Annotated in this window: 21 protein-coding genes and 2 pseudogenes; 17 read left to right on the top strand and 6 right to left on the bottom strand. The window is 62.2% G+C overall.

Features of this window, described 5'->3' with window-relative positions; translation table 11 throughout:
* Positions 1-702: 702 nt before the first annotated feature.
* Positions 703-2,928 (bottom strand): TonB-dependent receptor, encoded by a 2,226-nt coding sequence (locus tag ACZZZP_RS10160; protein ID WP_463382615.1) that lies wholly within the window; start codon positions 2,926-2,928, stop codon positions 703-705.
* 281 nt (positions 2,929-3,209) lie between these two features.
* Between ACZZZP_RS10160 and ACZZZP_RS10155 the strand changes: the two genes are divergently transcribed.
* Complete coding sequence (locus tag ACZZZP_RS10155) at positions 3,210-4,256, top strand: LacI family DNA-binding transcriptional regulator (RefSeq protein ID WP_463382614.1); 1,047 nt, start codon at positions 3,210-3,212, stop codon at positions 4,254-4,256.
* Between the two features lie 227 nt (positions 4,257-4,483).
* Positions 4,484-5,644: an MFS transporter gene (locus tag ACZZZP_RS10150; RefSeq protein ID WP_463382613.1), complete on the top strand. Its 1,161-nt coding sequence runs from the start codon at positions 4,484-4,486 to the stop codon at positions 5,642-5,644.
* Here the strand turns inward: ACZZZP_RS10150 and ACZZZP_RS10145 are convergent.
* The gene (locus ACZZZP_RS10145) at positions 5,641-6,855 is read right to left on the bottom strand and encodes a YbfB/YjiJ family MFS transporter (protein WP_463536477.1); all 1,215 of its coding nucleotides are present in this window, start codon (positions 6,853-6,855) and stop codon (positions 5,641-5,643) included. The genes ACZZZP_RS10150 and ACZZZP_RS10145 overlap by 4 nt on opposite strands.
* A 105-nt stretch (positions 6,856-6,960) precedes the next feature.
* Here ACZZZP_RS10145 and ACZZZP_RS10140 point away from each other — a divergent pair, with 105 nt between their 5' ends.
* Positions 6,961-7,575, top strand: a complete 615-nt coding sequence (locus ACZZZP_RS10140; protein WP_463536476.1) for a TetR/AcrR family transcriptional regulator — start codon at positions 6,961-6,963, stop codon at positions 7,573-7,575.
* 2 nt (positions 7,576-7,577) lie between these two features.
* Here the strand turns inward: ACZZZP_RS10140 and ACZZZP_RS10135 are convergent, their stop codons facing one another.
* Positions 7,578-7,826 (bottom strand): transmembrane sensor/regulator PpyR, encoded by a 249-nt coding sequence (locus ACZZZP_RS10135; protein ID WP_463382610.1) that lies wholly within the window; start codon positions 7,824-7,826, stop codon positions 7,578-7,580.
* A 231-nt stretch (positions 7,827-8,057) separates the two neighbouring features.
* Between ACZZZP_RS10135 and ACZZZP_RS10130 the strand changes: the two genes are divergently transcribed.
* Positions 8,058-8,792 (top strand): substrate-binding periplasmic protein, encoded by a 735-nt coding sequence (locus ACZZZP_RS10130; RefSeq protein ID WP_463536475.1) that lies wholly within the window; start codon positions 8,058-8,060, stop codon positions 8,790-8,792.
* A gap of 7 nt (positions 8,793-8,799) precedes the next feature.
* Here the strand turns inward: ACZZZP_RS10130 and ACZZZP_RS10125 are convergent, their stop codons facing one another.
* Positions 8,800-10,008, bottom strand: a complete 1,209-nt coding sequence (locus ACZZZP_RS10125) for a PilT/PilU family type 4a pilus ATPase (protein WP_463382607.1) — start codon at positions 10,006-10,008, stop codon at positions 8,800-8,802.
* 174 nt (positions 10,009-10,182) lie between these two features.
* On the opposite strand from ACZZZP_RS10125, the gene ACZZZP_RS10120 reads away from it, so the two are divergent.
* Entirely contained in the window at positions 10,183-10,461 is a 279-nt protein-coding gene (locus ACZZZP_RS10120) for a peptidylprolyl isomerase (RefSeq protein ID WP_463382606.1), read from the top strand.
* Positions 10,462-10,531: 70 nt separating this feature from the next.
* Here ACZZZP_RS10120 and ACZZZP_RS10115 read toward each other — a convergent pair whose 3' ends face one another.
* Positions 10,532-11,758, bottom strand: coding sequence for an acyl-CoA dehydrogenase (locus tag ACZZZP_RS10115; RefSeq protein ID WP_463382605.1), 1,227 nt, complete (start codon positions 11,756-11,758; stop codon positions 10,532-10,534).
* 160 nt (positions 11,759-11,918) lie between these two features.
* Between ACZZZP_RS10115 and ACZZZP_RS10110 the strand changes: the two are divergent.
* From ACZZZP_RS10110 to ACZZZP_RS10065, 10 genes and pseudogenes are all read left to right on the top strand, one after another.
* Positions 11,919-12,835: pseudogene (locus tag ACZZZP_RS10110) on the top strand (LysR family transcriptional regulator).
* 79 nt (positions 12,836-12,914) lie between these two features.
* Positions 12,915-13,319, top strand: coding sequence for an MbcA/ParS/Xre antitoxin family protein (locus tag ACZZZP_RS10105; protein ID WP_463382604.1), 405 nt, complete (start codon positions 12,915-12,917; stop codon positions 13,317-13,319).
* 29 nt (positions 13,320-13,348) lie between these two features.
* Positions 13,349-13,999, top strand: a complete 651-nt coding sequence (locus tag ACZZZP_RS10100) for an RES family NAD+ phosphorylase (RefSeq protein ID WP_463384687.1) — start codon at positions 13,349-13,351, stop codon at positions 13,997-13,999.
* Positions 14,000-14,016: 17 nt separating this feature from the next.
* Entirely contained in the window at positions 14,017-14,667 is a 651-nt protein-coding gene (locus ACZZZP_RS10095) for a DUF502 domain-containing protein (protein WP_463382603.1), read from the top strand.
* Positions 14,668-14,758: 91 nt separating this feature from the next.
* A complete protein-coding gene (locus ACZZZP_RS10090; protein ID WP_122498479.1) occupies positions 14,759-15,136 on the top strand; it encodes a MerR family transcriptional regulator in 378 nt (125 codons plus the stop codon).
* Between the two features lie 44 nt (positions 15,137-15,180).
* Entirely contained in the window at positions 15,181-16,344 is a 1,164-nt protein-coding gene (locus tag ACZZZP_RS10085) for an isovaleryl-CoA dehydrogenase (protein WP_463382602.1), read from the top strand.
* Positions 16,345-16,457: 113 nt separating this feature from the next.
* The gene (locus tag ACZZZP_RS10080; protein ID WP_463382601.1) at positions 16,458-18,065 is read left to right on the top strand and encodes a carboxyl transferase domain-containing protein; all 1,608 of its coding nucleotides are present in this window, start codon (positions 16,458-16,460) and stop codon (positions 18,063-18,065) included.
* Between the two features lie 82 nt (positions 18,066-18,147).
* Positions 18,148-18,948 carry a gamma-carboxygeranoyl-CoA hydratase gene (locus ACZZZP_RS10075; RefSeq protein ID WP_463382600.1) on the top strand — a complete coding sequence of 267 codons (801 nt, stop codon included), beginning with the start codon at positions 18,148-18,150 and terminating at the stop codon, positions 18,946-18,948.
* Positions 18,945-20,878, top strand: a pseudogene (locus ACZZZP_RS10070) (acetyl/propionyl/methylcrotonyl-CoA carboxylase subunit alpha). The gene ACZZZP_RS10075 and the pseudogene ACZZZP_RS10070 overlap by 4 nt, the downstream one beginning before the upstream one ends.
* Before the next feature lie 110 nt (positions 20,879-20,988).
* Positions 20,989-21,891: a hydroxymethylglutaryl-CoA lyase gene (locus ACZZZP_RS10065; protein WP_463382599.1), complete on the top strand. Its 903-nt coding sequence runs from the start codon at positions 20,989-20,991 to the stop codon at positions 21,889-21,891.
* Positions 21,892-21,896: 5 nt separating this feature from the next.
* On the opposite strand, the gene ACZZZP_RS10060 is transcribed toward ACZZZP_RS10065, so the two are convergent.
* A complete protein-coding gene (locus tag ACZZZP_RS10060; protein ID WP_463382598.1) occupies positions 21,897-22,940 on the bottom strand; it encodes an ABC transporter substrate-binding protein in 1,044 nt (347 codons plus the stop codon).
* Positions 22,941-23,256: 316 nt separating this feature from the next.
* Between ACZZZP_RS10060 and ACZZZP_RS10055 the strand changes: the two genes are divergently transcribed.
* Positions 23,257-24,849, top strand: a complete 1,593-nt coding sequence (locus ACZZZP_RS10055) for an ABC transporter permease (RefSeq protein ID WP_463382597.1) — start codon at positions 23,257-23,259, stop codon at positions 24,847-24,849.
* The gene (locus tag ACZZZP_RS10050) at positions 24,846-25,694 is read left to right on the top strand and encodes an ABC transporter ATP-binding protein (RefSeq protein WP_463382596.1); all 849 of its coding nucleotides are present in this window, start codon (positions 24,846-24,848) and stop codon (positions 25,692-25,694) included. Before ACZZZP_RS10055 ends, ACZZZP_RS10050 begins: the two co-directional genes overlap by 4 nt.
* The last annotated feature ends 4 nt before the right edge of the window (positions 25,695-25,698 follow it).

Raw genomic sequence — 25,698 nt, 5'->3', positions numbered from 1 at the left:
TGAACGAATTTCGTTGCCCCTACGTCCGTCATCCTCGCGCACGCGGGGATCCAGAATTGTCCGGCGGACGGTGCTCGTCACAAGATTCTGGATCCCCGCGTGCGCGAGGATGACGGTGGGGTTGTTCAACGTAATGGTCAGGCTCGAACCTCAAAATCCTTCCGCACCTCAACCCCAAAGTACCGCTCATCATCCCTCGGCACCGAGCGATACCCGTAGTTGGCGCCGCTATACGCCAGCCCATTCGAGTAGCGCCTACAGGGGGTGGGTTGTCGGAAGCGAATTTCTTTGCCCCTACACCCGTCATCCTCGCGCAGGCGGGGATCAGAGTTTTGTGACGAGCACCGTTCGACGGGCCATACTGGATCCCGAATCGTCGGACCGCCGCCTTCGCGAGGATGACGGTGGTGGGTTTTGAGAGGTTTGTTAAACCTCAAAAATCCTTCCGCACCTCAACCCCAAAATACCGCTCATCATCCCTAGGCACCGAGCGATACACGTAGTCAGCGCCGCTGTACGCCAGCCCATTCGAGTAGCGCCTACAGGGGTGGGTTGTCGGAAACGAATTTCTTTGCCCCTACATCCGTCATTCCCGCGCAGGCGGGAATCCAGAGTGTTGTGACGAGCACCGTTCGACGGGCCATTCTGGATCCCCGCCTTCGCGAGGATGACGGTGGTGGGTTTTGAGAGGTTTGTTAAACATCAAAAATCCTTCCGCGCCTCAACCCCAAAATACCGCTCATCATCCCTAGGCACCGAGCGATAAACGTAGTTGGCGCCGCTATACGCCAGCCCATTGGAATAACTCTTGTCCGCCAGATTCTTGCCCAGCACCGCTACGCGCCAGCCGTCGTTGTAGTCGGCCAATGCCACGCTGGCGTTCCAGATGCCGTAGGCGCCCTGGATGGTGTTGGCGTTCTGGTCGAGGCTGTATTGCACGTGGTCTTGCCAGGCGTAGTCGGTGCTCAGTTCGATATCCAGGCCGTTGTCGAGCGGGATGGTGTAGTCGCCGCGTACGTAGGTTTTCCAGTCCGGGCTGTAGGGCAGCGGTTTGCCGTTGATGTCGCACGAGGCGGCGGCGCCGACCGGGCAGCTGAATTCGTCGACGCGCGCTTTGGTGTAGGCCACGGCGCCGGAGAATTTCAGTTGGCTGGTGGCTTGCAGGCTCACATCCAGTTCCACGCCTTCGGTTTTCACGCTGCCGGCGTTGATCAGGCGGGTTACCACGGCGCCGGCCACCACGTCGTAGAAGTTGGCCTGGTAGTTGTCGTACTCGGTGTGGAACGCAGCCAGGTTGGCGGTCAGGCGATTGTTGAAGGCGGTGCTTTTCAGGCCCACTTCCCAGGAGTTGGAGGTTTCCGGTTTCAACGCTTCGGTGTCACGCGGCTGCATGTTGAAGAACACGTTGTAGGCCGGGCCTTTGTAGCCACGCGAGTAGGTGATGTAGCTGGTCAGGTTGTCGTTGATGTCGTATTGGAACCCGGCACGGCCGGTAAAGCCGTCTTCGTCCACCGAGCCGTTGCTGGCGTAGCTCGGCTGAATGCCAGTGGCCGCGGCGGTCGATACGCGCTGGTGTTTGTATTCCAGGTCATCGTGGGTCCAGCGCAGGCCGAGAATGCCGCGAAAGTCGTCGGTGAAGTTGAAGGTGTTTTCACCGAACACGGCGTAGCTGTCGTTGGTGGCTTCGTAGTCGGCGCGGCCGCGTTGGGTGACAAAGCTGACCGGCGTGACGGCGCGCTGGTAGCTCTCTTCACTTTTGCCGTGCATGTAAAACGCGCCGAGCACGTATTCGTTGAATTCACCTTTGGGCGAGGCCAGGCGCAGTTCTTGTGAGTATTGGTCGTAGTCGAGCTGACCTTTGTCGTGGGATTGCGGGAAGCCGACCGCCACTTGCGCCAGGCGGTCGCCGTCCTGGTACTGGGTGTTGTTCCAGCCGCGCCAGGCGGTGATGGAGGTCAGCGTGTAATCGCCGAGGCTCCAGTCCACTTGGCCAGACAAACCCTGGTTGCGGTCGTAGACGCGGGTGTTGAAGTCGCTGTTGATGCTGCGATTGTGGTCGCTGGGGCTAACGCTGCTGCCCAGAGCGGTGCCAAACGCGGGGCTGGCTTGGGTGATGACGCCGTTGGGAATGGTGTCTTTGCCATCGGTGTAGTCGGCGATCAGGGTGACTTTTACGTCGTCGTTCGGCTCGATTTCCAACTTGCCGCGCGCGCCTTTGCGGTCGTAGCCGTTGACGTCATGGCCGTTGTATTCGTTCTCGACGTTGCCGTCGTACGTGCCCAGCAAGGTGGTGAGCGAGCCTTTCACGGTGTCGGTCAGGCGCCCGCCAATACCAAAGCGCAGGCGGTTTTCGTTGCCGCCGCCGAAGTGCGAGTAATCGACGTAACCGTGGGTTTCTTCCGGCGCTGCTTTGCTGACGATGTTCAGCACGCCGGCCGAGGCGTTTTTGCCAAACAGCGTGCCTTGCGGGCCGCGCAGCACTTCGATGCGTTCCAGGTCGAGCAGGTCCAGCGTCGACTGACCGGGGCGGCCAAGCACCACGCCATCGATCACAGTCGCCACGGTGGGCTCAATGCCCGGCGAGGTGGTGATGGTGCCCACGCCACGGATAAACAACGAGGTGTCTTTGTTCGAGGCGCCGCTGCGGTAGTTGAGCGTGGGCACTTGCTGAACGATGCTCGAGACGTTGTTGCGGTTGTCGCGCTCAAGCTGTTCGCCATCGACCACCGACACCGCCACCGGCACCTTTTGCAGCGACTCTTCGCGGCGGGTGGCGGTAACCGTAACGGTGCTCAGGGTGGGCGCTTGCTCGGCGCTTTCGGTTGGCTCAGACGGCTCGGCGGCAACGCTGTACTGGCCCAGCGCGGCGAGCAAAACGGCCAGGGCCAACGGACTGCGACGCGGAAAAGTGGATGCTGCGGTGTTCATGGTGGACTGCCCCTTTAAAGACCCAGACGTGGCCCACTGCTGCGGTGGGCTCTGTAGAGCGCTGTCGGTGTCTGGTCTCGCTCGTACGAGTGGCAGTGCGTGGCGACAGCGCGGCGCTTGTTAGCGCTAACATCACCAGTATCAACGGGGCATTTATAGACCGTCAAATACTAATAAATTACTTTTATATTCCATAAAGTGATTTAGCGCGGATCTTTTGTTAGCGCTACCAAATGCAGTAAGGTGGCCGCCACTCCCCTCGCCCAGGATCGGCTTTTACCGTGAGCAGCGACAAAGAAACCACCCGCAAACGCCGTGGCGCCGGGCGTGTGACGTTAAGCACCGTGGCCAAGCAGGTGGGTGTTTCGGCCATCACCGTGTCGCGCTATTTCAACCAGCCGGAACAGGTATCGCCCGAACTGCGCGAGCGCATTCACGCGGTGGTCGCCGAGTTGGGCTATGTGCCCAATCTGGTGGCCGGCGGGCTGGCTTCAGCCCGTGGGCGCATCGTCGGCATGGTGGTGCCAAACATCTCCGGGCCGATCTTTGCCAACACCATTCAGGGCTTCAGCGACACCTTGGCCGCGCACGGGTATCAGTTGCTGTTGGCCTCCAGTTATTTCTCGGAAGACCAGGAAGAAAATGCCGTGCGGGCGTTTCTCGGTTGGTCGCCTGCGGCCTTGGTGGTGACCAGCCATTTCCACTCGCCGGGCACCGACAAAATGCTCGCCGAGGCGGACATTCCGGTGGTGGAAATCTGGGATTACCAGCCCGAGCGCAGCCCCATGCAGGTCGGCTTTCTGCACCACGACGTGGGCGTACGCGCCGCGCGCTATCTGCTGGACAAGGGCTACCAGCGCATCGCCTTCGTGCAGAACAGCGCGGCCGGCGACTTCAGCGCCCTGGAACGCCGCGACGGTTACGCGCAAACCCTGCGCGAAGCTGGCCGCGAGCCCTGGGTGTTCGTGCCCAGCAGCGACGCCACGCCCTTTGAAGGCGGAAAGCAGGCGATGGACGCGCTGATGAACCGCACCCCGCGCCCCGACGCGATCATCTTCGCCAACGACAACGTTGCCGCTGGCGGCCTGCTCGCCGGCCAGCGCGCCGGTTTGCGCATTCCCCAAGACTGCGCCGTGGTGGGCTTTGGCGATTACGCCTTCGCCGAAATGCTGCTGCCGAGCCTGACCACCATCAAACCGCCCGCCCGGCAAATTGGCGAAGTGGCAGCGCGGCGGGTGTTGCAGGCGTTGGGGGTGATCGAGGGGGATGAGCCGTTGCAGCAATTGAATTTGCTGGAATGTGAACTGGTGGAGCGGGAAAGCGCTTAAAATGCGCGGCCTTGGGGGGGTCGCGTTTTGCCGATGGTACGGCGCTCCCCTCACGATTCTGGATCCCGAATCGTCGGACCGCCGCCTGCGCGGGGATGACGGTGGTAATCCAAACGACTCCGTCATCCCCGCGAAGGCGGGGATCCAGAATCTTGAATGTAACGCCGTCTCAAGCCTAACCGCCCCACCCGATTGGAACCCCCCGCTCAATGCACGCCCGCACCCTCATGTCCCTCCCCCTGCTCGCCCTCGCCCTCGGCGGTTTTGTAGTCGGCAGCAGTGAATTCATCATCATGGGCTTGCTGCCCGAACTCGCCGCCGACCTGAATGTGAGCCTGGCCGACGCCGGCCTGCTGGTCAGCGCTTACGCCCTGGGCGTGGTGGTCGGCGCGCCGTTGCTGGGGCCGATGCTCGACCGCGCGCCACGCCGGCAAGCGGTGATCGCGCTGATGTTTATGTACACCTTGGGCAACCTGGCCTGCGCCCTGGCGCCGGATTATCACTGGCTGCTCGCCGCGCGCTTGGCCACGGCCATCAGCCATGCCGGCTTCTTTGGCTGCGCCACCCTGCTCGCCCGCGACCTCGCGCCGCCCCATCGCCAGGCCTCGGCCATGGCCATGGTGATCAGCGGCCTGACCATCGCCAACGTGCTCGGCGTGCCGCTCGGGGCCTGGCTGGGGCAAACCACGAACTGGCGCGTGACGTTTTTCGTGGTGGCCGGTATCGGGGCGCTGACGGTGATCGCGCAATTTATCTGGCTGCCGCCCACTGCCCGGCCGGTGCGCAGCGCGAGCGGCAGCTGGAGCGGCATCTTCCGCCGCCCGGTGTTGCATACCTTGCTGGTGTGCAGCCTGACGTCGGTGTCGCTGTTTACCGTGTTCACCTATATCAGCCCGTTCCTGCGGGAAGTCACCGGCTTTACGCCAGACCAAAGCAACGGCGCGCTGTTGCTGATGGGCGTCGGTTTGACCCTGGGCAACGTGCTTGGCGGGCGCCTGGCTGATCGCGGTGTGCAGCGCGCCGTGCCGATGGCCTTGGCCTGCGGAGCGCTGATGGTGTTGGGTTTGTACCTGTTCGGGCAGTGGCAACTGCCGACCCTAGCGATTCTGCTGTGCTGGGGCATCGCCACCTTTGCGGTGTCCACACCGCTGCAATTGCTGCTGGTGGAGCAAGCCGGTGAATCGGCCAGCCTGGCTGCCACGCTGAGTCACGCGGCATTCAACTTGGGCAACGCGGCAGGCGCCTGGTTTGGCGGTTTGTGGTTAAGCGCGCACCTGGGCTTGCCGCTGCTGCCGGTGTTCGGCGTGTTGCTGCTGGCGCTCAACTTCGCCGTGGCCTGGTGGCTGCCACGGCTCAAAGCGGTGCCGCACGACATTCCGCTGCATTAATCGACGGCGGCGCGGCGGCTGGCGCTGGGAATCAGGTCGAGCAACAAGGCCAGCACCACCGCCGCCCCGCCGATGACAAACAGCAGCGTGTAGTTGCCGTGACTCAGGGCGTACAGGTACGAATAGGCGTAACCGGCCAGCGCCTGGAACAAGGCAAACGCCGTGGTGGCGCGGCTCCAGGCGTGGTTCTGCGCGCTTAGGTCGCCCGGCAGCAAATGCTGAATACGGCCGAGGTTGACTGGCACGATGCCGGGCGGAAACGAGCCGATCACCAACACCGCCGCCACCAAGGCCGGCACGCTGTGGTCCAACGCCAACAAGGCAATCGCCAGCGCCTGAATACCAAGCACCACGCGGCTGGTGGTGGCAAACCCGATGCGGTCGGCCAAGGCGCCGTACACCATCGGCCCCAGAATCGCGCCAATGCCGTAGACCACCCACACCATCGCGCTCCAATGCGCACCCCATTGCAGGCCGCGCGCCACGTAGTCGACTAGAAACACCATCATCGGCACCAACGCCACGGCCATCAGCGCGTATTGGGCGTAGAGCAGTTTCATGGCGGTCGGCGTTTTGCTTTCGGTGCCGGCGGTAATGACCGGCGTTGGCGTCGCCACGGTCGGCCAGCCGCTCCAGCTCACGGCGGTGAGCACGGCGAACAGCACACCGAGACCGATCCAGGTTTGTTGCAGGCCGAGGTTCAGCAGCAGCGGCACCAAGGTGCCCGAGGCGGCGATGCCCAGGCCGAGACCCAGGAAAATCGCGCCGCTGGCCAGGCCTTTGCGCGCACCGGGAATAAACGGCAGCACGCTGGTGGCGGCCAGCACCATGATCGCGCCGCCCGCCAGCCCGGAAACGAAGCGCCAGGCGAAGAACCACAACACCGACACCGGAAACGCGCAGGCCAGAAACGCCAGCGAGGCGAACAGCATCATCACCCGCAGCGTCCATGGCCCACCGAGGCGGCGCGCGATAGGCCGACCGCTAAGCGCGCCGGCCAGGTAACCGACCAGGTTGGCAGCGCCGAGGTACATCACGTCATTGGCGGCGAACCACTGCGCTTCGATCAGCGAGGGAATCAAGGGCGTATAGGCGAAACGCGCCAGACCGATGCCGACCAGGCTGGCGCACAGGCCGGCGATAATCGCGTGCATCACGCTGGGTTGGCGGGGGCCGCTGTCGCTGTGGGTGACGCTGGCTTCACTGGTCATTCGAGGCTCGCTTGGCAAAAAGGCTGATCGGCTGTCCACGCCATCTTTGACATACCTGTCATGCTTGCTAGTGTTGTGAGCAACGAAGCGCCTGTCAAGGCATTATTGACAGACCTGTCAAACAAGAGTGAAATTGCCGCCATGGCCGGAATACGACAGTTCAACGAAGACCAAACCCTCGAACGCGCGCTGGAAGTTTTCTGGCGTAAAGGCTTCGGCGCGACCTCCATGCCGGAACTTGCCGAAGCCACGGGCGTGCAACGTGGCTCGCTGTACAACGCCTACGGCGACAAGCAAGGCTTGTTTCTCGCCGTGTTCGCTCGCTACAAAGCAGGCTTTCTGGCCGCTGCCGGCGAAACCCTGACCTCCCCCGACACCCGCGAAGCGCTCAAAGCCTTTTTCACCTTTGCCATCGCCTCGATGAAATCCGGCGAAGCGGCGCGCGGCTGTTTGTCGACCAAAACCACGGTGGATGAAAACGCCAGCGCAGAGCCGATTCGTGACGTGCTGCGCGGCATGGTCGACGGGCTGGAAGGTTTGCTTGCCGAGCGCCTGAGCCAGGCCACCGAGCCGCTGGCGTTGCCCATTGAAGACGCCGCGCGGCTGCTGGTGACGCTCACGCGCGGCATCGTGGTGATCGAACGTCTGTACCCGGACACCGCGCGGTTGCAGGCCACGGCGGATTCGCTGGTCGACCTGATCGTGCCCGCTGGCGCCTGATTTCACGCGTACGCCACAGCCGGGGCCTTGCGCAGGTTGTATTGGGCGATCAACCGCATCACATAGCCGATCTTCAGCGCCGTTGGGCCGAGAATCACACCGGCGTGGGCGGCGACCAGCGTGGGCAGATTCAAACTGCCCTCGTAGCCGTAGGCGACGAACACACCGACCAGCAACACCACCAGGCCCGCCATCAGCAATTGGTTGGACAGGTGCATCACGTTTTTCGGACTGCTCAGGTAGGCAAACATGGGTGAATCTCCGAGTGAACGCCGGAAAGGCTTTCCGTTGCGTACCCAGGACTAATCAGAATGCGTGCCACATTTTTTATTGATCCAAATCAATAAATTAGCCGTTAGCGCAGTCACAACGACTCACCCTGAGTGCGAGTCAATTTGACCGTGTGAAGTCATATGGACCCTGCTAATCGGCGCGCAAAACCTCACCTATACTCCTTCCACTGCCCTCCTACGGACGTCGCCATGCTGCCCCGAATAGTCGGTTTGTTGCTGGCCCTGCTCGGCGCCAGCGCGTTGGCTGCCCCGCCTGTTTTTAATTTGTACATTCCCGACGCCATGCCGCTAGCCGCCCCTAACGACCCATTGGGCCATGGGCTGGTGGGCGACGCCGTGCTGGAAGCGGCAGCGCTGGCGGGGTACCGGGTGAACATTATTTCCGAGCCGTGGCTGCGGGCGCAAAAGCGCGTGCGGGAGGGGAAAAATTTACTGATTCTGCCGCTGTCGCGAACGCCGGGTCGGGAAACCCAGTACACCTGGATCGCCTCCGTGCTGCCGCTGCCCCGGGCGTTTTTTAGCTTCAGCGAACCGCTGAAAAATTTCGAGCAAGCGCGCACGGAGTACAAGCGCATTGGTGTTGGCATCGGCTCGGCGCAAGAGGAAATTCTGCTCAGCCAAGGGTTTAGCCGCGAGCAGATTTATCCGCTGCAACTGGGCGACAAGCCGCTTCGGCTGCTGGAGTTAAAACGCATCGACGCCTGGTTCACCACCGTGCCCGAAGGCCAGTTCGCCTGGAACCGCAACACCCGCGACCCGCTGCTGATGAGCCCAGAAATGGCGACCACGGAAATGTACCTGGCGTGTTCAAAAACCTGCGACGCCACGGTGATCAAACGCATGCGCGCCGCCATTGCCAAACTGCGCGCCAATGGCGGCGTAGAGCGCATCCGCGAGCGCTATATGAACCCGCCGACGAAATAGTCGGGGGTTAAATGCCGTGGCGACCCGGATCTTCCGGCGGCGCCGGCTCTTCTTCGATGTCTTCCAGCTTCAACTCCATGCCCCAATCGCTGGCTTGCGCCACTGGCGCGACGGGCGCCACCGGAGCAGCCACCGGCGCCGCAGCCACGGCGGGCGTCTCGCGGTAGAGCTTGAGTTTGAGGCGCACGTTGTTGGCCGAGTCGGCGTTTTTCACCGCTTCTTCTTCATCAATCGCCCCCTCGTTAACCAGCTCGATCAGCGCCTGGTCGAAGGTCTGCATGCCCAGGTTGCGCGATTTCTCCATGATTTCCTTGATCTCGCTAAGCTCGCTGCGCTTGATCAAATCACGCACCGTCGGCGTGCCGAGCAGCACTTCCACCGCTGCACGACGCTTGCCGTCGGTGGTTTTCACCAAGCGTTGAGAAACGAAGGCTTTGAGGTTATTGCCCAGGTCGTTGAGCAACTGCGGGCGGCGCTCTTCGGGGAAGAAGTTGATGATGCGGTCCAGCGCCTGGTTGGCGTTGTTGGCGTGCAAAGTGGAGATCGCCAAGTGCCCGGTGTCGGCGAAGGCCAGGGCGTGTTCCATGGTTTCGCGGTCGCGAATCTCGCCGATGAGGATGACGTCTGGCGCCTGGCGCAGGGTGTTCTTCAGGGCGGCGTGGAAGCTGCGGGTGTCTACGCCCACTTCGCGCTGGTTGATGATCGATTTCTTGTGCCGGTGCACGTACTCGACCGGGTCTTCGATGGTGATGATATGACCGCCGCTGTTGCGGTTGCGGTAGTCGATCAGCGCCGCCAGCGAGGTGGATTTACCCGAGCCCGTGCCGCCCACGAACAACACCAGGCCGCGCTTTTCCATCACGGTTTTCAGCAGGATTTCCGGCAGCTTCAGGTCTTCGAACTTGGGGATTTCCATCTTGATATTGCGCGCCACAATCGACACTTCGTTGCGCTGCTTAAAGATGTTGATGCGGAAGCGGCCAATGCCCGCCAGCGATATGGCGAGGTTCATTTCCAGCTCGCGCTCAAACTCGATTTTCTGCGCCGAGTCCATGATCGAATCCGCCACGGCAGCGATTTCACCCGACTTCAGCGGCTCGGCACTCAAGGGCTTGAGCACGCCATTGAACTTGGCACAGGGCGGCGCGCCGGTGGACAGGTACAGGTCTGAACCGTCCTGAGTCGCCAGAATTTTCAGCATCGGGTTCAGGTCCATGGGCAAAGCCTCCTTGGGTCGTGGAAGTAATACGGTAGGTCAAAGTAAGCACACTGGCGGCCATGTTATTGGCGCCAGTAAAACGCCGCCGCAAATACTGGCACACTACGCGCCCCGTAACCGAGGCTTATGCCTCGATGCGTTGGCAAATAAAGAAGATTCCGAGGAGCCCCCATGGCAAAAGCAATGGCCCGCCATATTCTGGTGAAAACCGAGGCGGAAGCGGCCGCGCTGAAAAAACGCATCGCCGCGGGCGAGGCGTTCGATGTATTGGCGAAAAAATACTCCACCTGCCCGTCCGGCAAAAAAGGTGGCGACCTAGGCGAAGTGCGGCCTGGGCAGATGGTGAAGTCCATCGACTCGGTCATTTTCAAAAAGGAAGTGCGCGCCGTGCACGGCCCCGTGAAAAGCCAGTTCGGTTATCACCTGGTGCAAGTGTTCTACCGCGAGTAACGGGGCAGAACGGCAGACGCAAAAAAGCCCGCCACGGCTAAACCGGGCGGGCTTTTTCATGCGCTAGGGCTTAGTGGCTCTTGAGCATGTCTTTAGGCATGTGCTTGCCGATTTCGAACTTGCCGATGGCTGCACGGTGCACTTCGTCCGGGCCGTCGGCCAGGCGCAGGGTGCGTTGCATGGCGTACATGTAGGCCAGCGGCGTGTCATTCGACACACCCGCGCCGCCGTGCATTTGAATGGCGCGGTCGATTACGCGCAGGGCGACGTTTGGCGCGACAACTTTGATCTGCGCGATTTCGCTTTTCGCCACTTTGTTGCCCACGGTGTCCATCATGTAAGCCGCTTTGAGCGTCAGCAGACGGGCCATGTCAATTTCCATGCGCGAGTCGGCGATGATGTCGACGTTGCCGCCCAGGCGGGCCAGCGGCTTGCCGAACGCAGTACGGCTGACGGCGCGCTGGCACATCAATTCCAGGGCGCGTTCGGCCATGCCGATGGAGCGCATGCAGTGGTGAATACGGCCTGGGCCAAGGCGACCTTGAGCGATTTCAAAACCACGGCCCTCGCCCAGCAACACGCTGTCGTAGGGTACGCGCACGTTTTCGAACAGCACTTCGGCGTGGCCGTGGGGGGCGTCGTCGTAGCCGAACACCGGCAGCGGACGCAGAATTTTTACGCCGGGCGCATCAGTCGGTACCAGGATCATGGAGTGCTGCTGGTGACGCGGGCCGTCCGGGTTGCTCAGGCCCATGAAAATCATGATTTTGCAGCGCGGGTCGCAGGCGCCCGATGTCCACCATTTGCGGCCGTTGATAACCCACTCATCACCCACGCGCTCGGCACGGGCTTCCATGTTGGTGGCATCGGACGACGCCACGCCCGGTTCGGTCATGGCAAATGCCGAGCGAATTTGGCCAGCGAGCAGCGGCTCGAGCCAGCGTTTTTTCTGTTCTTCGTTGGCGTAACGCACCAGCACTTCCATGTTGCCGGTGTCTGGCGCGGAGCAGTTGAACGGCTCGGAACCCAGCAGCGAGCGGCCCATTATTTCGGCCAGCGGCGCGTATTCCATGTTGGTGAGACCGGCGCCGAGTTTCGACTCCGGCAGAAACAGGTTCCACAGGCCTTCAGCTTTGGCCTTGGCTTTCAACTCTTCCATGATCGCGGTGGGCTGCCAGCGATCACCCTCGTTCACTTGAGCTTCGAACACCGCTTCGGCGGGATAGACATAAGCGTCCATGAATGCGGTAACGCGTTCGCGCAGTTCTTGAACCTTGGGGGAATAAGCGAAATCCATCGGAGGCACCTTCTGACGGGCTGTTGTGAGGTTGGAAAAGATCCTAGAACAGGGATGAAGATTTATCTAACCTATTCTCGGCGTGTATTAACATTCATCACCGATATATGATTAGCTGATTCCGGGACACCAAACCAATAAGACCAGGAGCGCGTTGGCAATGAACTTGAGCAAGGTCGATCTCAACCTTTTTATCGTCTTCGACGCCATCTACACCGAGGCCAACCTGACCCGTGCCGGGCAGATTGTCGGCATCACCCAACCCGCCGTATCCAACGCCCTGGCGCGCCTGCGCGAAACCTTCAACGACCCGCTCTTCGTCCGCACCGCGCAAGGCATGGTGCCCACGCCCATGGCGCAGAACATCATTGGTCCGGTCCGCAATGCCCTGTCGCTGCTGCGTGTTTCGGTGCAGGAAAGCCGCACGTTCAACCCGCTGCAAGCCAACAAGACCTACCGCATCAGCATGACCGACCTCACCGAAGAGATCATTCTGCCGCCGCTGTTCCAGCGCCTGCGTCGCCAGGCGCCGGCCGTGCAGATTGAGAGCTTTTTGTCGAAGCGTCGCGAGACCACCAAGAGCTCGCCGCCGGCCGCCTCGACTTCGCCGTGGACGCGCCGCTGAACACCGACCCGCAGGTGCGCCACGTCAAGCTGCTGTCTGACCGCTATGTGTGCGCGATCCGCAAAGGCCATCCGCTGGCCAAGGAAAAGCTGACGCTCGACGAATATATGTCGCTGACCCATATCCACATCTCCAGCCGCCGCAGCGGGCTGGGTTATGTCGACCTCACCCTCGGCAAAATGGGCATTCAGCGCAAGATCGCCCTGCGCTCCCAGCATTACCTGATGGCTTCGATGGTGATGCAGAAAACCGACATGGCCATGACCGTGCCCGAGCGCTTTGCCCGCAGCCACGACTTGCACTACGTCGGCGTGCCGGTAGAAGTGCCCGCCGTGGAAACGCACCTGTATTGGCACGAAAGCACCGACCAGGACCCGGCGAACCGCTGGATGCGTGAGCAGATGATCGAGTTGGCGCAGCAGATCAGCGTGCAGGACGCCGGGCAGGCATAAGCGCGCTGGGTATCGGGCACTTGCGGTTTTTCCATATGCGGACTAAAGTGACATCACTGTCCACTTGTGGAGAAACACCATGTCCCTCGCCAGCCCGTCCAACAGCGCTGTTCTCGACCTCGACTCGGCTCATGCCGGGCAGGTGGCGCTGAAGTTTTTCTTCAACCTGATGGAGAAATGGAACTGCTCGGTCGAGGAACAAACCGTGCTGCTGGGCTCCATCGGCCGCAGCACGCTCTACAAGTACCGCCAACTGCCCGAAATTCGCTTACCGCGCGACACGTTAGAGCGGGTTTCCTATCTGATGGGCATCCATAAAACCTTGCGTATTTTGTTTGGCGATAAACCGTCGACGTACGAATGGATTCGCAAGGCCAACAGCGAAGCACCCTTCAACGGCATGAGCGCTTTGCAGGTGATGCTGGCCGGCGGCGTGATGGATATTGCCGTGGTACGTCGTTACCTGGATGGAGTACGTGGTTGAAACAACCGACTCAAGTGCTGCCTGCATGGATGCGGGCCTATCGCATCGTTTCCAGCGCCTTCCCGCCGATCTCGGTGTTTGAAGATGTGCTGGACCCCGCCGATCTGGAACAAGCCTTTCTGATTGAAAGCCTGACCAACGACCGCCTGCGCGAAGAGGCCGGCCTGCTTAGCCATGTGGCCCCCGAAGACCGCGTGTGCGGCCCCGGCGCCTCGCCGTTAATGGCTGCCTTTACTCACGTGGGCGCCAAAAGCCGCTTCACCGACGGCCAATACGGCGTGTACTACTGCGGCGACAGTTTACAAACCGCCATCGCCGAAACCCGCTTCCACCGCGAACGCTTTATGCGCGCCACCCACGAGCCGAGCATGGAGCTGACCCTGCGCACCTACGTGTGCAAAGTGGTGCAGCCGCTGGATGACGTGCGCGAAGGCTACGACGAACTCTACGACCCCGACCCGAACGCCTACGCCCTGTCCCAACGCTTTGCCGCCGAGCGCCGTAAAGCGCGCTCGTGGGGTTTGCTGTACCGCAGCGTGCGCAACGAAAACGGCGAATGCGCGGCGCTGTTCCGCCCGCCGGCCGCCAGCATTCCGGTGCAGGGCGAGCATTTGCGTTACGTGTGGGACGGCCAGCTGCAACAGATCACCCAGGTATTCACCCTCAAAGCCATCGCTTGATTGCCGCGGAATTCCCGATGCTGAAGAAAAGCTTCAATTCCCTGCTGACCACCTGGTTGGCGGGGTTGATCGTTTTATTGCCACTGACCTTGACCCTGGTGTTGCTCACCTGGGTGGTCAGCCTGCTCAACCGCATCGTCGGGCCGTCGACCTACGTCGGCCGGCTGTTTGCCGCCATGGGCCAACCATTCGCCAGCAACACCTACCTCGCCTACGGCTTGGGCACCGTGCTGCTGGTAATCGCGATTTATGTGCTGGGTTTGGCCGTGCAACACGGCTTGCGCAAGCCGCTGGCCTGGTTGACCGACGTCACCCTGCGGCGCATTCCGCTGTTCGGCAAGCTGTACAACCTGGCCGACCGCTTCGTGGCGCTGCTGGAGAAAAAAGAAGGCGCCGACATCAACGCCATGAGCCCGGTGTGGTGCTTCTTCGGCGGCGACGGCGTGGCGGTGTTGGCGCTGATGCCCAACCCCGAACCCATTGATATCGACGGTCGCCACTACTACGCCGTGCTGGTGCCCACCGCGCCAATTCCCATCGGCGGCGGCCTGCTGTATGTGCCGGTGGAATGGGTGAAGCCGGCCAATATTGGTGTGGATGCGTTCACCAGCATCTACGTATCGATGGGCATCAATGCCCCGCCACAGTCGCCGCGCAAAACCGCCTGACGCCAAAAACACCCACAAAAGCTCGCTTGACGCTGTAAGGAAAGTTGCCTTACGTTAACGTAAAGGTAACTTATCGAGTAAGCATTTTCCTATGCCGACCACTTACAGCATTTCCGACCTGGCCCGCGAGCTGGACGTAACCACCCGCACCATTCGATTTTACGAAGAGCAAGGCATGCTCACTCCCGAGCGCCGTGGTCAGGAGCGCATTTATTCGGCGCGCGACAAAGTCACCCTCAAGCTGATTTTGCGCGGCAAGCGCATCGGCTTCTCCCTGGCCGAATGCCGCGAGCTGATCGAGCTGTACGACCCCACCGGCAACCACAAACAACTCGAAACCTTTATGCGCAAGATCGCCGAGCGCCGCGAACAGCTGCGTCAGCAATTACTCGACATCGAGCAGATGCAAATGGAGCTGGACACCGCCGAAGAGCGCTGCCTGGCCGCCATGGCGCAAATTCCCGCTTAACCCGTTACTGGCAGCTCAACAACAATAATCAGCAGGTGCCCACCATGACTTACCCTTCCCTGAACTTTGCCCTCGGCGAAACCATCGACATGCTGCGCGACCAAGTGCAGGCCTTTGTCGCCGCCGAACTGACGCCACGCGCTGCGGCCATCGACAGCGACAACCTGTTCCCCCACGACATGTGGCGAAAATTCGGTGACATGGGCTTGCTGGGCATTACCGTCAGCGAGGAATACGGCGGCGCCGGCCTCGGTTACCTGGCGCACGTGGTGGCGATTGAAGAAATCAGCCGCGGCTCGGCCTCGGTGGGTTTGTCATACGGCGCGCATTCCAACCTGTGCGTGAACCAGATCAACCGCAACGGCACCGCTGAGCAGAAAGCCAAGTACCTGCCCAAATTGATCAGCGGCGAGCACGTCGGCGCCCTCGCCATGAGCGAGCCCAACGCCGGCTCGGACGTGGTGTCGATGAAACTGCGCGCCGACAAACGCGGCGACCACTACGTGCTCAATGGCAGCAAAACCTGGATCACCAACGGGCCAGACGCCAACACCTACGTGATCTACGCCAAAACCGATCTGGAAAAAGGCGCCCACGGCATCACCGCGTTTATCGTCGAGCGCGACTTAAAGGGTTTCTCGCGCAGCAACAAATTCGACAAGCTCGGCATGCGCGGCTCCAACACCTGCGAGCTGTTTTTCGATGACGTTGAAGTGCCGGAAGAAAACATTCTCGGCGTGCTCAATGGCGGCGTGAAGGTGTTGATGAGCGGCCTCGACTATGAGCGCGTGGTGCTGTCCGGCGGCCCCGTCGGCATCATGCAAGCCTGCATGGACGTGGTGGTTCCCTACATCCACGACCGCAAACAGTTCGGCCAGGCCATCGGCGAATTCCAGCTGATCCAAGGCAAAGTCGCCGACATGTACACCCAACTCAACGCCAGCCGCGCCTACCTCTACGCCGTGGCCAATGCCTGCGACCGTGGCGAAACCACGCGCAAAGACGCCGCCGGGGTGATCCTCTACAGCGCTGAGCGCGCCACGCAAATGGCCTTGGACGCCATCCAGATTCTGGGTGGCAACGGCTACATCAACGAATTCCCCACCGGCCGTTTACTGCGCGACGCCAAGCTGTACGAGATCGGCGCCGGCACCAGCGAAATTCGGCGGATGTTGATTGGGCGGGAATTGTTTAACGAGACCCGTTGACCACCAGCCCTACATCGACTGTAGGAGCGGCTTTAGCCGCGATGTTGTTGATCTAAAAGCATCGCGGCTAAAGCCGCTCCCACAGGTACCGAACGCATCGCCCGGAGCGCCCCATGGCCATCCTCACCAGCCACATCAACACCCGCAGCCCCGAATTCGCGGCCAATACCGATGCCATGCTCGAGCAGGTCAATCACTTGCGCGCCCTCCTCGCCCAGGTGCAGCAAGGCGGCGGTGCCAAGGCGCAGGAACGCCACACCTCGCGGGGCAAGTTGCTGCCGCGCGAACGCATTAACCGTCTGCTCGACCCCGGCTCGGCCTTTCTTGAAGTCGGCCAACTGGCGGCCCACGAGGTGTACGGCGAAGACGTGCCGGCCGCTGGGGTGATTGCCGGCATCGGTCGCGTCGAGGGCGTGGAGTGCATGATTTTGGCCAACGACGCCACGGTCAAAGGCGGCAGCTACTACCCGCTCACGGTGAAGAAGCACCTGCGCGCACAAACCATCGCCAAGGAAAACCGCCTGCCCTGCATCTATCTGGTGGATTCGGGCGGCGCCAACCTGCCGCGTCAGGACGAGGTGTTCCCCGACCGCGAACACTTCGGCCGCATTTTCTTCAACCAAGCGAACATGAGCGCCATGGGCATCCCGCAAATCGCCGTGGTCATGGGCTCGTGTACGGCCGGCGGCGCCTACGTGCCGGCGATGTCGGACGAAACCATCATGGTCCGCAACCAGGCCACCATTTTCCTCGCCGGGCCGCCGCTGGTGCGCGCTGCCACGGGTGAAGTGGTGAGCGCCGAAGACCTCGGCGGTGCCGACGTGCATTGCAAAACCTCTGGCGTTGCCGACCATTACGCCGAAGACGACGAACACGCGCTGGCCCTGGCGCGGCGCTGCATCAGCAACCTCAACTGGCGCAAGCACGGCCAATTGAACAGCCGCGCGCCGCAACCGCCGCTGTATGCCAGCGATGAGATTTACGGCGTAATTCCCGCCGACGCCAAGCAACCGTTCGATGTGCGCGAGGTGATCGCCCGCCTGGTCGACGGCTCGGTGTTCGATGAATTCAAAGCGCTGTTCGGCAGCACACTGGTGTGCGGCTTCGCCCACCTCAACGGCTACCCGCTGGCGATCATTGCCAACAACGGCATTTTGTTCGCCGAGTCGGCACAAAAAGGCGCGCACTTTATCGAGCTGGCGTGCCAGCGCGGCATCCCGTTGCTGTTTTTGCAGAACATCACCGGCTTTATGGTCGGGCAGAAATACGAAGCCGGCGGCATCGCCAAGCACGGCGCCAAGCTGGTGACTGCGGTGGCGTGCGCCAAGGTGCCGAAGTTCACGGTGATTATCGGCGGCAGTTTCGGCGCCGGTAATTACGGCATGTGCGGCCGCGCGTATGACCCGCGTTTCCTGTGGATGTGGCCCAACGCGCGCATCGGCGTCATGGGCGGCGAGCAGGCGGCGGGCGTGCTGGCGCAGGTGAAACGCGAGCAGGCCGAACGCAGTGGCCAGCAACTGAGCGCCGAAGACGAAGCGGCGATCAAGCAGCCGATCCTGGCGCAATACGAACAGCAGGGTCACCCCTATTACTCGAGCGCACGGTTATGGGATGACGGCGTGATTGACCCTGCGCAAACCCGCGAGGTGTTGGGCCTGGCACTTTCCGCAAGTCTGAACGCGCCGATTGAGCCCACCCAGTTCGGTGTGTTCCGGATGTAGTTCAGCTGAACGGCGTTTCCTGTAGGAGAGGTTTCAGCCTCTCCCACGAAAGCCAGCCCAGCTCCACACAGAGATTCGTGCAATGACTAACTTCACCACCATCGAACTAGCTATCAGCACCGACGGCATCGCCACCCTGTGGTTGAATCGCCCGGAGAAGAACAACGCCTTCAATGCCCAGATGATTCGCGAACTGGTGCTGGCGCTGGACATCATCAAGGCCGACCGCAGTATTCGCTTCATGCTGCTACGCGGGCGCGGCAAACACTTTTGCGCCGGCGCCGACCTGGCCTGGATGCAGCAATCGTCCAATCTCGACTACAGCGCCAACCTCAACGACGCCCGTGAGTTGGCCGACCTGATGTACAGCCTGCATCAGTTGAAAATCCCCACCGTGGCCGTGGTGCAAGGTGCGGCGTTTGGCGGTGCCATCGGCCTGATCAGTTGCTGCGACATGGCCATCGGCGCGCGCGATGCGCAGTTCAGCCTGTCGGAAGTGCGCATCGGCCTGGCGCCTGCGGTCATCAGCCCGTTCGTGGTGCAAGCCATTGGCGAGCGGGCCGCGCGCCGCTTTGCGCTGACCGCCGAACGCTTCGACGGCCAACGCGCGCAGCAGTTGGGCTTGTTGGCCGAGTGCTACGAACCTGACGAGCTGGAGGCGGAAGTAGAAAGCTGGGTCGCCAACCTGCTGCTCAACAGTCCGTTAGCCATGCAGGCCAGCAAGCAATTGCTGCATGAAGTAGGCACTGGCGCGCTGACCCCGGCCCTGCGCCGCTACACCGAAAACGCCATCGCTCGAATCCGCGTCAGCGCCGAAGGTCAGGAAGGCCTGCAAGCCTTTCTGGCCAAGCGCAAACCCGCCTGGCAGGAGCCGCAGTCATGATCAACCGTTTACTCGTCGCCAACCGAGGCGAGATCGCCTGTCGCGTGATGCGCACCGCAAAGGCCATGGGCCTGAGCACCGTGGCCGTGCACAGCGACATCGACCGCCGCGCCCGCCATGTGCGCGAGGCCGACAGCGCCGTGAATCTGGGCGGCGCCAAGCCGGCTGGGAGCTACCTGCGCATCGACAAACTGATCGCCGCGGCGCAAACCAGTGGCGCCCAGGCAATCCACCCCGGTTACGGTTTTCTCTCCGAAAACGCCGAGTTCGCCCGGGCCATCGAAGCGGCCGGGCTGGTTTTTCTCGGCCCGCCCGCCTCTGCCATCGACGCCATGGGCAGCAAGTCGGCCGCCAAAGCGCTGATGGAAAAAGCTGGCGTTCCGCTGGTGCCCGGCTACCACGGCGAGGCGCAAGACCTCGCCACCTTCCGCGACGCCGCCCAGCGCATCGGCTATCCGGTGCTGCTCAAAGCCACGGCCGGCGGTGGCGGCAAAGGCATGAAAGTGGTCGAGCACGAGGGAGAGTTGGCCGAAGCGTTGGCCTCTGCGCAGCGTGAGGCGCTGTCCTCGTTTGGCAACAGCCAGATGCTGGTGGAAAAATACGTGCTCAAACCTCGGCACGTGGAAATCCAGGTGTTCGCCGACATGCACGGCCACTGCCTTTACCTCAACGAACGCGATTGCTCGATTCAGCGCCGCCACCAGAAAGTCGTCGAAGAAGCCCCCGCCCCGGCCTTAGCCCTGAGCAGCGCCGGGCCATGGGCGAAGCGGCCGTTAAAGCGGCCCAGGCCATCGGCTACGTGGGCGCCGGCACGGCGGAGTTTTTGCTGGATGCGCGCGGCGACTTTTTCTTTATGGAAATGAACACGCGCCTGCAAGTGGAGCACCCGGTCACCGAAGCCATCACCGGCCTCGACCTGGTGTCCTGGCAAATTCGCGTGGCGCGCGGCGAAGCGCTGCCGCTAACGCAAGAGCAGGTGCCGTTGATAGGCCATGCCATTGAAGTGCGCCTGTACGCCGAAGACCCCGACAACGACTTCCTGCCCGCCACCGGCACCTTGCAGCTGTACCGCGAATCGGCACCTGGCGCGGGTCGGCGCGTGGACAGCGGTGTGGCGGAAGGCGACGCGGTGTCGCCGTTCTACGACCCGATGCTGGGCAAGTTGATCGCCTGGGGCGAAAACCGCGAGGAAGCGCGCCTGCGTTTGCTGGCCATGCTCGGCGAATTTGCCGTAGGCGGCGTGAAGACCAACCTGGCGTTCTTGCAGCGCATTCTCGCGCACCCCGCCTTCGCCGCCGCCGAGCTGGATACCGGCTTTATTCCGCGCTTTCAGCCCGAGCTGCTGCCGCCTCCCGGTGAACGGCCCGAAGCCTTCTGGCAACTGGCCGCCCGCGCCTGGCAGCTGACCGCAACGCCTGTGTCGCGTGACGATGATCCGCACAGCCCGTGGGCCGCCAGCACGGGTTGGCGCGCCGGTCTGGCCAGCGAAACCGACTGGCACTTGACCTGCGCTGGCGAACAACGCGTGGTGCGCCTTCGCGACGCCGACGCGACCATCACGCGCCAAGGCGATCAGCTACGGGTAAACGCCAACGGCGTCACCACCCAGCACCTGGCCATCCGCCAAGGCGCGACCTTGTTCCTGCGCTGGAATAACGAGCTGCACGCCGTGCAACAGTTCGACCCCATCGCCGCTGCCGAGGCCAGCCATCAGCAGCACGGCGGGCTGACGGCGCCCATGAACGGCAGTATCGTGCGCGTGCTGGTAGAAGCCGGCCAGACCATTCGAGCCGGCACGCCGCTGGTGGTATTGGAAGCCATGAAAATGGAACACAGCATCCGCGCCCCGCACGATGGCACCGTCAAAGCGCTGTACTGCGCCGAAGGCGAAATGGTGGCCGAAGGTGCGGTGTTGGTGGACCTGGAATAAACGCAACTGCTGGTGCTGTTGTAGGAGCGAGCTTGCTCGCCAACCCTGCAAACGCCATTCGCGAGCAAGCTCGCTCGTACAGTAGAACGATGTTGTTTTGGGAGAGTGAAATGGTCTTGCCCACCCACGTCCGCTTGGTCGAAGTCGGCCCGCGCGACGGTTTGCAGAATGAACAACAGGCCATCAGCGTCGACGCCAAGGTGCGCTTGGTCGATCAGCTGTCGGCCGCTGGCGTGCGCTATATCGAGGTCGGCAGTTTCGTGTCGCCCAAGTGGGTGCCACAAATGGCCGGCTCCGCCGAGGTATTTGCCCAGCTCCAGCGCCAGCCCGGCGTTACGTACGGCGCCTTGACGCCCAATCTCAAGGGCCTGGAAGCGGCGATTGAAGCCGGTGTCAGCGAAGTGGCGGTATTCGCGGCGGCCTCGGAAGCGTTTTCGCAGAAGAACATCAACTGCTCCATCAGCGAGAGCCTGGCGCGCTTTGCGCCGGTGATGGCGTTGGCGCAGCAGCACAACATCAGCGTGCGTGGTTATGTGTCGTGCGTGCTCGGCTGCCCGTATGAAGGCGAGATTGCGCCGGAGCAAGTGGCCAGGGTCGCGCGCGAGCTGTTCGCCATGGGCTGCTACGAAGTGTCGCTGGGCGACACCATCGGCACCGGCACGCCGGCCAGTACCCGACGGCTGTTCGAGGTGGTCGGTCGCGATATCGCCCGCGACAAACTCGCCGGCCACTTCCACGACACCTACGGCCAGGCGCTGGTGAACATCTACGCCAGCCTGCAAGAAGGCATCGCCGTGTTCGACAGCTCCGTCGCCGGCCTCGGCGGCTGCCCGTATGCCAGGGGCGCCACCGGCAACGTCGCCACCGAAGACGTGCTTTATATGCTCAACGGTATGGGCATCAGCACCGGCATCGACATGGCGAAACTGATCGCGGCCGGCCAAGGCATTTGCGACGTGCTGGGCAAGGCCAACGGGTCGCGGGCCGCCAAGGCCTTTCTCGCCAAACAGTAAACCGGCTACTGCGCAGCCGCCGCCGGCTGCGTAGTTGCCACGTCTTTGGCCACCCACTCGGCGGTGCTGAAGGGTTTACGAATCAGCCGTTGCTCACCGGCCAGTTTGATCGACGCATCCAGCTTGCCGAGAAACTCGGGGTCCAGTCGGGTCTGGAACAGGTGGCCCAGTTGCTCATCGCCCAGGTCGGTTTGCAGGATCACCGCCGGGTAACCCGCCAGGCGCGACACCAGTTGGATGTACGCCTCTTTGTTCGCCTCATCACTCACCCACTGCACAGCGGTTTCCTGCGCTTTGAGCAGGCGTTTGACGATGTCCGGGTGCGCATCGACAAAGGCCCCCGAACCCACCAGTACGCTCTGCACACTGCCGGCGCCGTTGAGGTCTTTGGTGGTCAGCGGAATATCGACCAGGCCGCGCGCGCGCAGCGCCGTCAGGTTGGAAGCGCCCCAGGTGGCGTCGATTTGCTTGGCCACCAGCGCCGAGGTGGACGCGGTGAAGTCCAGGTTAATGACCTTGATATCTTTCTCCGTCAGGCCCTGGCTCACGAGCGCGGCGTCGAACGACAGTTGCACAGCGGTACCCCGGAAGATGCCCACGCGCTTGCCCTTCAAATCCGCCAGCGACTGAATACCGGAACCCGGTAGCACGCCGAGATACAGCTTCACGTCGCGGGCCGTGGCGCTCAGCAGCCGGGTGTCGAGGCCGTTGGATTTACCGACGATGGCCGCGAGGTCGCCCAGGTACGCCAGATCGACCTGGCCGTTGGCGAATGCTTCGTTAATTGCGGGGCCGGCGCCCTTGAAGAAATTCCACTGAACCTTGATGCCGTCGGCCGCCAGCGCTTTTTCGAAAAGCTGCTGCTCGCGCACCACGTCGACAATGCCGCCGCCGCTGTGGGTGGCCACCGCGCTGAGGTCAGGCACGGCGATGCGAATTTCCGTCAGCGGTTCTGGCGCGCCGTGAGCCACCAGCGGAAACACGCCGAGTAGTCCTGCCAGCAGCGGCGAGGCGAAGAGGCTCAAGGCCGAGTTGAAGAAGGTATTCATCGTTGTGGGCTCCCGCCAAAAAAAATGCCGGCACCGCGCCAGCTAGAGCCGCGAATAAGGCACAGCAGGAACAAAACTTTAAATACTAATAAATTATTTTTTAGTAACCGTTCGACCTAAGTGCTATCTAGCGCGGGCTCCGCTGCACATGCGGCAAAAGCATAAAAAGTATTCAGCAAAGGCATTTGCTCGCGAGTTGGGCCAGCCCTTAAATGCGATCCTTAGCTTATAAAAGCGCAGACAACTGAATTTGATATTCCTATGAAGAATATATCTAAGCCTTTCTCCAGCGCCCTAGTGTGGCGGGGTGACTGATATGGCAAGCGCCCGCCCCCTTACGTTGAATCCGCCCACTCGACGCTTCGCCTTCAGCCCAACCGCTGCGCGCCAAGCGCTGTGGCCTTGGGTGGTGCCGGCCTTGTTGTTGGTGTTCTGGGCGCTGGCCGCGCGCTACGGCTGGATGTCCGCGCAAACCCTGCCGGCGCCGGCTTTGGTCTGGCAAAGCGCTGTGGAACTGGGCCGCGACGATTTGCTCGGTCACTTGTGGATCAGCCTGCAGCGCTTGTTTTGGGGGTTGTCGGTTGGCGTGGCGGTTGGCGCAGTGTTGGGCGCCACGCTGGGCTTCAGCCCACGGGCGGAACGGCTGATATTCCCCACCTTCAGCGCGCTTGCACAGATTCCAACCCTGGCCTGGATTCCGCTGTTCATGCTGCTGTTTGGCATTGGTGAAACCTTGAAGCTGGTGGTGCTGGTCAAGGCCGTGGTGGTGCCGGTGACCATTCACAGCATGGTCGGCGTGCGCGACGCCCAACCGAAATTGCGCGAAGCCGCCGCCGTGTTGCGCTTGCCGACCTACCTGCTGATATGGCGCCTGGTGTTGCCCGCCGCCCTGCCGTCGTTTATGGCGGGTTTGCGCTTGGCGCTGGCCACCGGCTGGTCGTCATTGCTGGCCGTGGAGTTGCTCGCCTCCAGTGAAGGCATCGGCTACCTGATGGTCTGGGGCCGCCAGTTGTTCATGCTCGACGTGGTGTTCGTCTGCATCCTCATCATCGGCATCGTCGGCGTGCTGATGGAACGCGGCATCACCCTGCTCGACCGCGCGCTGTTGTTCTGGCCGCACCCGCCCACCGCCGAGTTCCGCCGCCGCCCCGTGGGCAGCGGTTGGCAACGCTGGCAGCCGTGGCTGCTGCCGCTGGGCCTGGTGGCTATTTGGCAGGTGGTGAGTCAATTGCAGTGGGTAGACGCCAACATTCTGGTTAGCCCGTGGCAGGTGCTGCTCAGCACATACGAAGGCTTGGGCGACGGCACCTTGCTGACCGCCATGGGCCACAGCCTGCTGCGCGCGCTGGCCGGTTTGCTGGTCGGCGGCGGTCTGGGCTTTGTACTGGGCGTGGTGCTGGGCTTGTCGTCGCGCACCGACCGGCTACTGGGCCCGAGTCTTTCTGCGCTGCGCCAGATCGCCATTTTCGCCTGGGTGCCGCTGCTCACCGCCTGGTTCGGTCTGGGGGAATTGGCGAAGTTGGTGTTCGTCGGCCTGGCGGCGTTTTTCCCCTTGCTGGTGGCTACCCAACGGGGCATTCGCAACCTGTCGCCGCAGTTGGGCGAAGCGGCTACGGCGCTGCGCCTGAATCTGTTTCAGCGCTTGCGCCTGCTGATTCTTCCGGGCGCCACGCCGGCCATTTTCGCGGGCTTGCGCCTGGGTCTGATCTACGCCTGGCTCGGCACCATCGGCGCGGAATATTTCATGGCCTCGGGCTACGGCATCGGCACCTTGATGATCGGTGCGCAGCAGCTGTTTCGCATGGATCAGGTAATGGCCGCCATGCTCCTCATCGGCCTTACCGGCGCCGCCCTCAACGCCCTCGGCCAATTTATCGAAGCGCGGGCAACGCGCTGGAGAACCGCATGAGCACACTCGCCTTTCCAACGGCCAAAGCGACCGCCGCGCCGTTGGTGCGCTTTAACCACGTGGCCAAACACTTCGCCGTCGACGGCGGCGAGCTGGAAGCCATCCGTGAATTCAATCTGGAAATCGCGCCCGGCGAATTCGTCGCCATCGTCGGCTCCAGCGGCTGCGGCAAATCCACCCTGCTGCGTTTGCTGGTGGGCCTGGATAGCGAATTTCGCGGGCAGATTGAAGTGGCCGGCAAACCGGTGCAGGGCATCGGCGGCGATCGCGGCATTGTGTTCCAGGAGCACCGTCTGTTTCCGTGGCTGACGGTGGAGCAGAACATCGGCCTGGGCTTGGTTAACGAACACCTGTACCAGGCCGAGCGCTTTCGCCGGGTCAGCGAGTTTATTCATCTGGTGGGTTTGCAAGGCTTTGAACGCGCCTACCCGCATCAGCTATCGGGCGGCATGGCGCAGCGGGTAGCGATTGCCCGAGGGTTGGTTGCCAGCCCACAAATTCTGCTGCTCGACGAACCGTTCGGCGCGCTCGACGCACTCACCCGTCAGCACATGCAAGACGAACTGCTGGCCATTCGCCGCCGCGCAACGATCACCACGCTGCTGGTGACTCACGACGTCGAGGAAGCGATTTTTCTCGCCGACCGCGTGGTGGTCATGGAGCCGCGCCCCGGACGAATCAAGCGCGTGGTGGCCATCGACCTGCCGCACCCACGGGCGCGCAGCAGTTTCGAATTCCATCAACTGCGCGAAGAACTGCTGCATGAATTGACCAGCGACGGCGTCTACGTGGCCCCGCCTGTGGTGCGCGTGGAAGACCTGCCGCTGGCTTATATCGCCTACTGATTTC

This window comes from Pseudomonas sp. AC211 (assembly GCF_979258055.1).
The sequence above is the reverse complement of the archived record's forward strand: the minus strand, read 5'-3'. Positions and strand labels throughout refer to the sequence as shown.